This is a genomic window from Hyphomicrobium sp. 01T421 (assembly GCF_056398805.1).
Genome location: NZ_JBFTQC010000001.1, coordinates 1,431,213 through 1,443,000 on the forward strand (window position 1 = coordinate 1,431,213; position 11,788 = coordinate 1,443,000).

General features: G+C 57.2%; 11 protein-coding genes. 10 read left to right on the forward strand and 1 reads right to left on the reverse strand.

Annotated features, from left to right (window positions below):
• Positions 1–131 precede the first annotated feature (131 nt).
• The 9 genes from AC1DK3_RS06435 to AC1DK3_RS06475 all read left to right on the forward strand — a co-directional run bounded on the left by AC1DK3_RS06435 (position 132) and on the right by AC1DK3_RS06475 (position 10,512).
• Positions 132–1,109 carry a UDP-glucuronic acid decarboxylase family protein gene (locus AC1DK3_RS06435; protein WP_477191431.1) on the forward strand — a complete coding sequence of 326 codons (978 nt, stop codon included), beginning with the start codon at positions 132–134 and terminating at the stop codon, positions 1,107–1,109.
• Positions 1,110–1,111: 2 nt separating this feature from the next.
• Positions 1,112–2,149, forward strand: a complete 1,038-nt coding sequence (gene galE / locus AC1DK3_RS06440) for a UDP-glucose 4-epimerase GalE (protein ID WP_477191432.1) — start codon at positions 1,112–1,114, stop codon at positions 2,147–2,149.
• A 1-nt stretch (position 2,150) separates the two neighbouring features.
• The gene (gene asnB / locus AC1DK3_RS06445) at positions 2,151–3,986 is read left to right on the forward strand and encodes an asparagine synthase (glutamine-hydrolyzing) (protein WP_477191433.1); all 1,836 of its coding nucleotides are present in this window, start codon (positions 2,151–2,153) and stop codon (positions 3,984–3,986) included.
• Positions 3,983–5,083 (forward strand): glycosyltransferase family 4 protein, encoded by a 1,101-nt coding sequence (locus AC1DK3_RS06450; RefSeq protein ID WP_477191434.1) that lies wholly within the window; start codon positions 3,983–3,985, stop codon positions 5,081–5,083. Before asnB ends, AC1DK3_RS06450 begins: the two co-directional genes overlap by 4 nt.
• A complete protein-coding gene (locus tag AC1DK3_RS06455; protein WP_477191435.1) occupies positions 5,061–5,957 on the forward strand; it encodes an ABC transporter permease in 897 nt (298 codons plus the stop codon). The genes AC1DK3_RS06450 and AC1DK3_RS06455 overlap by 23 nt, the downstream gene beginning before the upstream one ends.
• 13 nt (positions 5,958–5,970) lie before the next feature.
• A complete protein-coding gene (locus AC1DK3_RS06460; RefSeq protein ID WP_477191436.1) occupies positions 5,971–7,236 on the forward strand; it encodes an ABC transporter ATP-binding protein in 1,266 nt (421 codons plus the stop codon).
• Positions 7,237–7,353: 117 nt separating this feature from the next.
• Positions 7,354–8,574: a glycosyltransferase family 4 protein gene (locus AC1DK3_RS06465; protein ID WP_477191437.1), complete on the forward strand. Its 1,221-nt coding sequence runs from the start codon at positions 7,354–7,356 to the stop codon at positions 8,572–8,574.
• A 4-nt stretch (positions 8,575–8,578) separates the two neighbouring features.
• Complete coding sequence (locus AC1DK3_RS06470) at positions 8,579–9,538, forward strand: glycosyltransferase (protein ID WP_477191438.1); 960 nt, start codon at positions 8,579–8,581, stop codon at positions 9,536–9,538.
• A 152-nt stretch (positions 9,539–9,690) separates the two neighbouring features.
• Positions 9,691–10,512 (forward strand): hypothetical protein, encoded by an 822-nt coding sequence (locus tag AC1DK3_RS06475; protein WP_477191439.1) that lies wholly within the window; start codon positions 9,691–9,693, stop codon positions 10,510–10,512.
• 46 nt (positions 10,513–10,558) lie between these two features.
• Here AC1DK3_RS06475 and AC1DK3_RS06480 read toward each other — a convergent pair whose 3' ends face one another.
• Positions 10,559–10,804 carry a hypothetical protein gene (locus AC1DK3_RS06480; RefSeq protein ID WP_477191440.1) on the reverse strand — a complete coding sequence of 82 codons (246 nt, stop codon included), beginning with the start codon at positions 10,802–10,804 and terminating at the stop codon, positions 10,559–10,561.
• A gap of 351 nt (positions 10,805–11,155) precedes the next feature.
• Here AC1DK3_RS06480 and AC1DK3_RS06485 point away from each other — a divergent pair, with 351 nt between their 5' ends.
• Complete coding sequence (locus AC1DK3_RS06485; protein ID WP_477191441.1) at positions 11,156–11,785, forward strand: hypothetical protein; 630 nt, start codon at positions 11,156–11,158, stop codon at positions 11,783–11,785.
• Positions 11,786–11,788: the final 3 nt, after the last annotated feature.

Sequence of the window (11,788 nt, forward strand, 5' to 3'; positions counted from 1 at the left end):
CGTTTATAAAAATTAGTAGTTCGATCTGTTGCCGCCGCTTGGCGTAAATATTTGTGTTACGAGTTGCCCGGTGAGTTCATTTCACCCGGAGTGCGGTAGCTTTTGGCTTTTTTGTATGGTGATGAAGTAGCATGCGAAGAAATACGATTCTCGTCACCGGCGGAGCGGGATTTCTCGGCTCTCACCTTTGCGACCGCCTCCTGGACGATGGCCACGAAGTGATCTGTCTCGATAATTTTTTCACCGGGACAAAGGGAAATATCGAGCATCTCATTGGTCATCCGCGCTTTGAATTGATGCGTCACGATGTGACGTTTCCGCTCTATGTTGAAGTTGACCAGATTTACAATCTCGCCTGTCCCGCATCGCCCGTTCATTACCAGCATGACCCGGTGCAAACGACCAAGACGAGCGTGCACGGCGCAATCAACATGCTTGGGCTCGCGAAGCGGCTGAAGTGCCGAATTTTCCAAGCTTCGACATCCGAAGTTTATGGCGATCCGTCGGTGCATCCTCAGACCGAAGATTATTGGGGCAACGTCAATCCGATCGGCCCCCGCTCTTGCTACGATGAGGGCAAGCGGTGCGCGGAAACGCTCTTTTTCGATTATTGGCGGCAGCACAAACTGGAAATCAAGGTCGCGCGGATTTTCAATACCTATGGTCCTCGCATGCACCCGAGCGATGGGCGCGTCGTTTCGAACTTCATCGTTCAGGCACTCAGAGGTGAACCGATCACGATCTACGGTGACGGCGCCCAGACACGCTCATTCTGTTACGTGGACGATCTCATCGACGGCTTCATCCGCTTTATGAACTCGCCGAAGGAACTGACGGGGCCCGTCAATCTCGGCAATCCAAATGAATTCACGATCAAGGAACTCGCGGAACTCGCCATCGACATGACGGGCTCGAAATCAAAGCTGGTCTATCAGCCCCTTCCTCAGGACGATCCGAGGCAGCGGCAACCAAACATCCGTTTGGCCAACGACGAACTTGGATGGAAGCCGATCGTGCCGCTGCGCGACGGCCTCCGTCTGACGATCGGCTATTTCGAGAAACTCCTGTCGCTTCAATCGAAAGCTGTTCTTGCGCCCTTTGGAATTTGATCATGCAATCCGGTGATCGCACGGTCCTCGTAACGGGCGGTGCCGGATACATCGGTTCGCATGCATGCAAAGCCTTGGCGCGAGCGGGATATGCGCCGGTCACTTTCGACAACCTCAGCTACGGACATCAATGGGCCGTAAAATGGGGGCCGCTGGTCATCGGCGATATTCTCGACCGTGCGTCGCTGGACGCCGCCATCGACCGATACCGGCCTTCAGCAGTGATGCACTTCGCGGCGTGCGCCTATGTCGGTGAGTCCGTTGCCGATCCTGGAAAATATTTCCGCAACAACGTTTGCGGCAGTCTGAATATCATCGAGGCGATGCAGGATCACGGCATTCGTTCCATAGTGTTCTCGAGTACCTGTGCAACCTATGGCGTCCCAGAGAGCTTGCCGATCACGGAAGAGACAGCCCAGCGACCCATCAATCCGTACGGGGCGTCGAAGTTGATGGTCGAGCGCATGCTCCATGATTTTGGAACGGCGCACCGGATTAATTCCATAGCACTGCGCTATTTCAATGCTGCGGGAGCTGACACCGAAAACGAAATCGGCGAGGAGCATGATCCGGAAACGCATCTCGTCCCTCTTGCGTTGGACGCGTGTTCAGGCAAGCGAAGCAGCGTGACGTTGTTCGGTTCCGATTACGACACGGACGATGGAACGTGCGTCCGCGATTATATCCATGTCTCGGATTTAGCCGACGCGCACGTCAAAGCGTTGCAAGCGTTGGAGCGAAGCACTGGATCGTCCGCTTACAATCTCGGAAACGGACGAGGATTTTCGGTTCGTCAGGTGATCGATACGGTGGAAAGGGTCACCCGTCGCCGCGTACCTGTCGCAATTGGTGCGCGCCGTGCAGGAGATCCGCCAGTGCTGATCAGCGATGCGACGAGGGCCCGAGAAGAATTGCTTTGGATGCCCAGAATCGCCAGCCTCAGCGATATCGTTAAGACCGCGTGGGCGTGGCACGAACGCCAGCAGCTAGATCCGATGCGTGGCCACTTCGCGCGGCCGGTGGCCGGTTCCTGGCGATAGTATGTGCGGGATTAACGGCATCTTTGCCTACCATTACGCGGCCAATCCGATTGATCGCGACGAGCTTACGCGATCGCGCGATTTTATGGCGGCACGCGGTCCCGACGGGAAAGGCCAATGGACGTCTGATGACGAACGGGTGGGTTTCGGGCATCGTCGCTTGTCGATCATCGATCTGAGTGAAGCGGCGTCGCAGCCGATGATCAGCTCCGACGGGAAGTTGGTCGTGACGTTCAATGGAGAAATCTACAATTACCGTGAATTGCGCCAAGAGCTGGAAGCCAAAGGCCGAACACTACAAAGCAATTCGGATACGGAAATTCTCCTGCATCTTTACGCCGAGAAGGGCGATGCAATGGTGCACGACCTTCGGGGAATGTTCGCCTTCGCGATTTGGGATGCGGAGAAGAAGAATATATTTCTCGCCCGGGATCCCTACGGGATTAAACCGCTCTACTATGCCGATGATGGCTGGACCTTCCGCTTCGCGTCGCAAGTGAAGGCGCTACTCGAGGGTGGCAAAGTTTCGCGCGATCCGGACCCGGCGGGTCAAGTCGGGTTCTATCTTTGGGGCAGCGTTCCGGAACCCTTCACCAGCTATCGAGCTATGCGCGCAGTGCCCGCTGGAACCACGATTGTCGTCGACCGCATCGGTGCACACGAACCCAAGCGCTACCATTCGATTGCTGCCGTGTACCGTGAGGCCGAAAAACAAAACGCCAGCGTGCCGCGATCGATAGATGGCCAAGCACAAATTCGCGAAGCTCTGCTCGATAGCGTCAAGCATCACCTCGTCGCCGACGTGCCCGTCGGTGCATTTCTTTCCGCTGGCATCGACTCCGGAGCGCTCGTTGGCTTGATGCGTGATGCCGGCCAAAGCGATATTCAGACAGTGACGCTGAGCTTCGAGGAATTCAATGGTCATGCTGACGACGAGGCGCCGCTCGCAGCAGAAGTCGCGCGCACCTACGGCACGCGGCATACGACGCGCGTCGTCGCCGAAAGAGAATTTCAAGCGGACCTGCCGGGCATCCTCGCGGCGATGGATCAGCCGTCCATCGATGGCATAAATACTTGGTTTGTCTCGAAGGCCGCCAAAGAACTTGGACTGAAAGTAGCGGTGTCCGGCCTCGGAGGCGATGAGCTGTTCGGCGGCTACCCATCGTTTCGCGAAATTCCGGTGTGGGCCGGTCGGATGGCGATCCCCTCGCGGATTCCGTTGCTCGGGCGTGCTATCCGAAAGGCGCTTTTCGCCAGTGGTCTCGACAAGTATTTCAATAGTCCGAAGGCGGCGGGATTCGCGGAGTATGCCGGAACATATTCGGGAGCCTATCTTCTACGCCGGGGGGTCTTCATGCCTTGGGAACTCGAAGAGGTGCTCGATCCGGAGACAGTGCGCAGCGGGCTGAGGCGGCTTAGACCATTGATGATGGTCGAGACGGAACTGACACCACGACCGAAATCGTCGTTCGCGAAAGTCGCGGCTCTCGAGGCCTCGCTTTACATGCGAAACCAGCTCCTGCGCGATACCGATTGGGCGAGCATGGCGCACGGACTTGAAGTGCGCGTTCCTCTCGTCGACGTCTCGCTCTTAGCGGCGGTGGGGCCATTTTTTCTCGCGCGCCCCAAACTCTGGTCGAAAATAAGTCTTGCGCGAAGCCCCAGCACGCCAATGCCGTCTGAGATCACGGCGCGACCTAATACAGGGTTCACGACACCCATTGCGACCTGGTTGCAGCAAGGACCTGGTGCAGGCAAGTATAGGAATGTGCCTTCACTGGCGACGCCGCATTGCCATTGGTCGCGCCGTTGGGCTTACGGGCTTGCCGCTGCATGAGTAAGGGCCGCCGCGAGGGACTTCGAATACTTGCACTCGTCACCGATGCGTTCGGCGGTTACGGTGGAATAGCTCGGTACAACCAAGATCTGCTCGGTGCGTTGGCGGCGTCATCCGAGGTAAGCGATATTGTGGTGCTTCCCCGGCACGGCGGATGCTCTAGCAATGAACTTCCCAAAAAAGTGAGCCAGACGCGCCCGAAAGCTGGCCGGCTTGCGTTCGCGAGTAACGCACTATTTCAGGCAATTTCTCGAGGGCCGTTCGATATTGTGTTCTGCGGCCACATCTACATGAGTCCACTCGCTGAGGTGGCTTCTAAAATTCTTAAAAGACCGATGTGGCTGCAACTGCATGGTATCGATGCTTGGGACCCTCTCGGGCCTTTGGTGCGCGGAGCTTCTGAGAGTGCTCGATTGATTACGGTGGTTAGCCGCTATACCCGGCATAGGTTTCTTGAATGGGCCGACGTTCTCCCTGAACGTGTGCGAGTACTGCCTAATACTTTTGCGCCGGCTTTCGCGGCCGGTGCGAAACCGTACCGGCTAATAGATCGCCTCGACCTTCGAGGGCGAAAGGTTATTCTTACGGTATCGCGCCTCGAAGCATCGGCGTACCGGAAAGGACATGACCGCGTAATTGCAGCACTTCCAAAGATAAGAGAGCGGATTCCAGAAATCGTGTACGTCGTGGTGGGAGACGGCGACGAACGGCAGCGCCTCGAAGCACTTGCACATAACGCTGGAGTCGCAGATGCCGTGCATTTTGCGGGACGCGTTTCTGCTGAGAGCCTCCCAGATTATTTCCGTCTGGCAGACTGTTTCGTTATGCCGGGCACAGGAGAGGGGTTCGGCATCGTATATCTCGAAGCAGCAGCCTGTGGCCTCCCCGTAATCGCTGGCAACCGTGACGGAAGCATAGATGCTTTAGCGGATGGAGCCATCGGCGCATTGGTCGATCCAGAAAATGCGTCACAACTCATAGATGCCGTCTGCAGTTCGCTTGAAGATCTCGGCCCAAAAACGTGCGCAACCTCACATGAGCGTTTCGCTGTCTCAAATTTCAGAAGACACGTCGATGAACTTCTCCAAAGTTTCTGAAAAAGCTTGTGTGGAGCAGATTCCGCTGTTGGCACTTTCGTCAACTGATCCCGAACGTGTGCTCATTATCGAAGCCGGGCGCGCCGAGCGTAACTACTGGTCGGATCTCTGGCACTATCGTGAACTCTTCGCCATCCTCGCCTGGCGTGACGTCGCTGTGCGCTATAAGCAGACCGTCATCGGCATTGCCTGGGCGGTCGTCCGCCCGTTCCTGACCATGGTTGTCTTCACAGTTATATTTGGAAAGCTCGCCAAGCTGCCGAGCGACGGCACGGCACCATATCCCATACTCGTCTTTGCGGGCATGCTGCCGTGGTTTCTCTTTTCAAGTATCCTGAACGACGCCTCCAACAGCCTCGTCGGCAACGCCAGCCTTATCGGTAAGGTCTATTTTCCGCGCATCATTATCCCATCGGCGTCGGTGGTGGTGGCTTTGATCGACTTTGCTGTCAACTTGGTTCTTCTGCTCGCTATCATGGTCTGGTTCGGCTTCTTGCCCGGTTGGCAGATCGTGTTTCTCCCCGTCTTCGTGGTGCTCGCAGTTCTTGCGAGCCTCGGACCGTCGCTTCTGATTGCGTCTCTCAACGTGAAATATCGCGATTTCCGGTTTATCATTCCATTCATCGCGCAATTCGGACTTTACGTCTCGCCCGTTGGCTTCTCGAGCGCGGTGGTGCCGGAGTCCTGGCGCTTTCTCTACGGCCTCAATCCGGTCGTCGGTGTGATTGATGGCTTCCGCTGGAGCCTTCTCGGCGGCGAGAGCATGCTCTATCTGCCAAGCTTTCTTTTGAGCCTGGTTGTTGTAGCCTTCTTCCTTTGGCTCGGTGTCGTGTATTTCCGGCATACGGAAAAGACCTTCGCAGATCTCATCTGAAGTCAGTTCACCATTGAATAGCGATGTCGTCATCAGCGCCGTAGGACTCGGCAAGAAGTATGTAATCGGCCATGAGAGTGAGCGCGAACGCCAAATGACGTTCCGCGACGTCATCGAGAGAGCAGCAAAAAACCTGGCGCGCACCACAGTGGAGATGGCTCGCGGCGGCGCCATCGTGGCTGGAGATTCGACTGAAGAATTCTGGGCGCTCAAAGGCATCAACTTTGAGGTCGAACGCGGAGACGTCGTCGGCATCATCGGTCGAAACGGGGCCGGAAAATCCACGCTCCTTAAGATTTTGTCGCGCATTACAGAGCCGAGTGCAGGCCACGTCGCGATCAAGGGTCGAGTTGCTAGCCTACTCGAAGTCGGTACCGGCTTTCATCCTGAGTTAACGGGTCGCGAAAACATCTATTTGAACGGCGCCATACTCGGAATGACCCGCGCAGAGATCCGCCGCAAGTTCGATGAGATCGTCGCGTTCGCGGAAATCGAAAAATTTCTCGATACGCCCGTGAAGCGCTATTCGTCCGGAATGTACGTCCGTCTTGCATTCGCTGTTGCTGCTCATCTGGAACCGGAAATACTCATCATCGACGAAGTCCTGGCCGTCGGCGACGCAGAGTTTCAGAAGAAGTGTCTTGGCAAGATGCAAGACGTGGCTGGGCATGGGCGGACTGTGCTCCTCGTAAGTCATAACATGGGAACCCTTTCCTCAATATGTGGAACGGGTCTTCTTCTTGAAGGTGGAAATGTCAGAATGAGCGGCGAAATAGAAGCCGTTCTGCGAGCTTATCGAAGCAAGACTTCATCAGGGAGTGGGTCGGGCGAGCGACTACGCTTCAACGGACCTCTGGAGTCAGTTAAAGTCGAATGGCTCAGCTTGAACGAGAGGCCGCTGACGGGCCATTCGATTGTAAATTCTGATGAAGAATTGGCTATCGAGCTAAAAGGAACCGCCTCCGTAACGGTTCCCCAATTTCGATTTTCCGTCGCACTATTTTGTCAAGGATCTCGCATCGTCTCCTTTCACGACGGACCGTCAAGCTTGCCAGCTGGGAGGTTCTGCGTTCGCCTCAACATTCCCTCTCAGTTATTAAGACCCGGCGAGTATTCGATTGCTGCCGGCGGGAGGCGAGTTGCGGGCGACGAATGGTTTTGGGCTACGGACTTGGCGACAATCGAAGTCATTCCGAAGTGGGGAACGCTATATGATCAGGACGATGTTGGCGTTTTCAACCTATCGGGACGGCTGGAGAGGAGCCTGCAGGGTGCTTAGGCGCTTGCAATCGCATCATCGTGTCAACGGACTTCAACGTCGGGTGACGCGGGACCGGTTCGCTCGTGCACAAGCCTCGGCAACGGAAATTGTCGACGGCAACATCCGCACAGTGACATGCGTATCGCCCTAGTCTCCTACGAATACGCCGGGCACGCCAACGGCGGCGGCATCGGCACGTATGTGCGTGGCGCCGCCGCGATGCTGGCTGGTCGAGGACACGACGTCGAGGTTTTTACCTCTGGCGACAGTCCTGCGAGCGAGTTCGTTTCGCCTGGATTGCTTGTTCATAGCGTTTGTACAAGCCGCGTGGAATTTCCGCAGGCGATCGTTCCTGTTTTCGCAAAGCGCAATGCCGTCGCGGCTTTCGATGTCATCGAAGGACCGGAATTCGGCGCGGATGCCGCCGCGATCGCATCAGCATTTCCAGAAATCGCTTTGGTGGTGAAGCTGCACGCCCCCCGTTTCACCATCGATGCAAGCAATGCCCACTATGTCGATTGGCGACGCCGCAGCAGATATTTTCTTGGAGCATTGCGCCGTGGACGTTTGCCCGACAATCCGTGGCGATATCGCATCGAGACCGATAGCGAGCGAACTCATGTCTTGGATGCCAACGAGATCGTCGCCAACTCGCATGCCACGGCAGAGCTGGTCGGAAGAATATGGGGCTTGCCCAAACAGAGAGTATCCGTGGTTCCGCTGGTCTTTGAGCCGCCCCGGCAACTGTTGGCTATTGATCCGGAGAGCAAGACGAATGTTGTTCTGTTCCTGGGGCGACTTGAGGTCCGGAAAGGCGTTCTGGAACTGGCGAAGGCGGTATCCCATGCGGTGCGTCGTATAGCGGACGTACGCTTTCGTTTCGTAGGCCGCTCACTTCCGCATCCGGCCGATGGCGCCCCGATGTCGGAACACATTAGACGTACGGTTGGTCCTCGCGCGCCCGTAGAGATCGTCGATGGAATTCCATACGAGAAGGTGCCTCTCGAACTGGCAAAAGCTGACCTATGCGTGTTCCCGAGTGACTGGGAAGCTTCCGGCTTTGTGTGCCTCGAAGCCATGGCCGCAGCGCGCGGCGTGATAGGTTCGAGCGCTGGTGGTATGGCGGAGATCATCGACCACGGTCGCACCGGCCTTCTCGTGCCGCCGCGAAATCCGAGAGCCATAGCCGAGGCCATTCTTACACTCATGCGCGATCCCGAGCGCCGCATAGCCATGGGCCGTGCGGCCCGCGAGCATGTGCTATCCGCGTATTCGCCCGATGTTATCGCACCGCTCCAGGAAGCGTCCTATCTCCGCGCCATGAATCGGGCGGGGAAGCAATCGACTGCCGCCTGACGGGATGACCCATCTAGCCCTCACCGCTATCGTCTGCACGCATAATCCGCGAATGGATTATCTTGAGCAGACTTTGGATTCTATTCGCGGTCAGACGCGCCTACCCGACGCCAGGCACTGGGAACTCATTGTCATCGACAACGCGAGCACGGAGTCGCTCGACGGTCGGCTCGACCTCAGCTGGCATCCGAATGCGCGTGTGGTGCGCGAAGAAAAGCTCGGCCTCACGTGGGCGCGGTTGCGAAGTTTCGTCGAATCCAAGGGTGAGATTCTTGTCTTTATCGACGACGACAACGTACTCGATGCCTCCTATCTGGCATCGGTCTTCGCGGCCTTTCGAGGTGACGCTAAACTTGGGGCTGCCGGGGGTAAAGTTATCCCTCGCTATGAAACCACTCCGCCAGCCTGGTTTGGCAAACTCGATATGTCGCTCGCCTGTCGCGATCTCGGAAACAAGATGATTACAGCTTCCTGGTGCAATCAGAACGCCGGAGAGCGCTGCTACCCGAGTTGTGCACCAATTGGCGCGGGAATGGCGGTTCGTCGTTCGGCCTATGCAGCATACGTCACCGCGGCCGCAAAGGACCCAGTGCGCGCCGCCTTAGGGAGGCGCGGTATCGACTTGGCATCCGGCGAGGATAACGACATCGTCATGTCTCTGTTGGAGCAGGGATCGACCGTCGCCTACCTTCCCGAATTGCAACTCGAGCATCTCATACCGGTGCGCCGGCTGACTGCAGATTATCTTGCACGCTACGCCTACAGCTCGAACCGCACTTGGGTCCAGGTCCTCGACGTTCATGGGATCAGGCCGTGGCCAGCCGCGCGAGGTTGGACAGCACCTCTTCGCAAAGCCCGGGCGTACGTGCGCAATCGTGCATGGGCCGCGCCCGCAAATCGCATCCGCTGGTGTGGTGCTTGCGGAACGATTGATGGGCAGACGCTCATTTCGGCGTCCCGGTGAGCGTGGCTGCGTCCACTCGCGAAACGGCCCGAACGCTTGGGCTCGGTCGTGTGCTCCTGCATCTTTATCATCGGCCAGTGGGACGCATTCGCAAATCCTTCGCTGAGGGCGGCCCATTTGAACAGCGTCGCACTGAGCGCGGGCGTCAAGAAATGATCGCTGCGGCGAAGGCGATGCCGTCCATCGTTGCGCCGGCACAAGAGATCGGTGCACGCGTTGCTTTCCTCAGTGGCGCGCAATTCTGGTATCAAACACTCTTTTGCTATGCGTCTCTGCAGCGCTTGAGCTCTCTCAAGATAACGCCTGTGATTTTCGATGACGGCACGCTGAATGGCGAGACACGGTCGATCATGCAGCGCGTCGTGCCGTGGGCAGAAATCGTTGATTACAACGAGATTGCGAGCCAACTCGATGAAAAATTGCCGGAGGCGTCCTATCCGTATCTTCGCCGCCGCCGCTTAGAGTATCCACATCTGCGCAAGCTGACGGACATTCATACGCGCGGCACAGGATGGACCCTCGTTCTCGATTCAGATGTCCTCTTCTTCCGCAAGCCGGTCGCGGTGCTCGACTGGTTTGCATCGCCGAGGGCGATTTACATACAGGACATCGAACCGATGTACGGATATCCGGATGAACTCATGCGGAAACTTTCGCGCGGTCCGTTGCCTCAATTGGTGAATGTCGGACTTTACTCCTTGTACAGTCCGGATATCGACTGGGGTCGATTGGAATTCTGCTGCCGTCAACAACTCGAACTCTGTGGCACACACTATCTTCAGGAGCAGGCGCTGACCGCCTTGCTCCTGGCAGAGGCGAACTCAGAGCCGCTTCCAAAAAGGGATTATGTCGTGCTGCCAAGTCTTGAGGAGGGGCGCGAACCGACGGCCGTACTTCATCACTATGTTGCTAATTCGAAGCGCTCCTATTTTCAGTGCGGGTGGCGGCACGTCTCGTCGCACCTCGACGGGTGACAGCGAAAAATTGGCGAAGGGCGTCGATCTGGGGGGCTATGTGAAGCTAGGCCGTAGCGGTTTCCCCGGGCCGGGCGCGGAGCGCGAGATTGCTCTCGTCCGATGGTTCCGGAACAGTCACGAGCAGCGCAACGATTGGCTTCGCTTTGGCCTGATGCGGCTGCACCGCGCTGGGAAGGTTCGATACGAGGAACATCGCCTCGACGGGTGCGTCGCGGCTGGTTTCGATCCCACTGTCGCGGCACATCGGCACCGTCATACCAGTGCGATCCTCGTGGATTCGAACGGCCATTCGCGGCGGTGCATCGTCGACAGTGAAGACTCGTTTTTCTGTATGTCGCCCCTGATCGAATATGCCGACGTATATTTCTGCTCGGGTTACAATCGAAAATTCTTCAGGGAAAAGATCTTCGTTCCGCCTTACAGCTGGCAACAGCCGTTCGAGGTGGAGTCCTATGTGAGGCGAGCGGAAGATCTCGTGCGCCAATTCGGCTCTGCATTCGATCGTGTTCGACCGTTCGTCCCAATCGGTCCGGAAATGGGTCCGAGGACACAGCGGGCGCGCGCCATTCAACGACTGCTGAATGCACACCACAAAATCGCTTCACGCATGAAGTCCTCGGAGCCCTGGCTTGTCACGTACTTGGAACTCGAGCTGCGCTATCGGCAGCTTGAAAAATTACGTCGCTCGGCGATTCTGTATGACATCGTTTTGCTCGACACCATGTGGGGTTGGCCCCGGCACAGGCATGCGCTCCACATGCGGCTGAGGGAATTGGCTGACGCCGGCAAGAACATTCACTCTCGATTGCGTTGGAGTGAGCCGTCCGATGTCGACGGCGGGGATCGTTTCCCCTGGTCCTCGGCCGACTTTCCGGTCGAGACAGGAGAGATCGATGACTACGAGGCCATGTTGGCCGCGAGCCGGCTGGCAGTCTCCGCTACCGGCTTTCACTGGGGCTGGCGAAACATCATGACGTTGGCGCTCATGCTGGGCGTACCGATCTTTGCGGACCGTCTTTTGCTCGAACCGTGGTTCGACATGGTCCGGTTCCAAATCCGTTGGAACGAGGAATGCGACTGGGACGGCGTCGCTGGTGAACTGCGGGCTATCACTGCTGCCGAGCGCGCGCGCATCAAAGCGCACAATCAGGCGGCCTTCGACGATGTGATGACGCCGGAAAAAGTTGCGGAGTATTTCATTCATGCAGCGCTGAGTGACGCCAGTGAAGTGGTGCGCAACAGTCGCGCCGCTCCGGCGTATGTGCAGTGAAGC

Bases quoted from the DNA above. Each gene is read 5' to 3' on its own strand.
- AC1DK3_RS06435 (WP_477191431.1), top strand. From the start codon at position 132: ATGCGAAGAAATACGATTCTCGTCACCGGCGGAGCGGGATTTCTCGGC.
- galE (WP_477191432.1), top strand. From the start codon at position 1,112: ATGCAATCCGGTGATCGCACGGTCCTCGTAACGGGCGGTGCCGGATAC.
- asnB (WP_477191433.1), top strand. From the start codon at position 2,151: ATGTGCGGGATTAACGGCATCTTTGCCTACCATTACGCGGCCAATCCG.
- AC1DK3_RS06450 (WP_477191434.1), top strand. From the start codon at position 3,983: ATGAGTAAGGGCCGCCGCGAGGGACTTCGAATACTTGCACTCGTCACC.
- AC1DK3_RS06455 (WP_477191435.1), top strand. From the start codon at position 5,061: ATGAACTTCTCCAAAGTTTCTGAAAAAGCTTGTGTGGAGCAGATTCCG.
- AC1DK3_RS06465 (WP_477191437.1), top strand. From the start codon at position 7,354: ATGCGTATCGCCCTAGTCTCCTACGAATACGCCGGGCACGCCAACGGC.
- AC1DK3_RS06470 (WP_477191438.1), top strand. From the start codon at position 8,579: ATGACCCATCTAGCCCTCACCGCTATCGTCTGCACGCATAATCCGCGA.
- AC1DK3_RS06475 (WP_477191439.1), top strand. From the start codon at position 9,691: ATGATCGCTGCGGCGAAGGCGATGCCGTCCATCGTTGCGCCGGCACAA.
- AC1DK3_RS06480 (WP_477191440.1), bottom strand. From the start codon at position 10,804: ATGGCCGTTCGAATCCACGAGGATCGCACTGGTATGACGGTGCCGATG.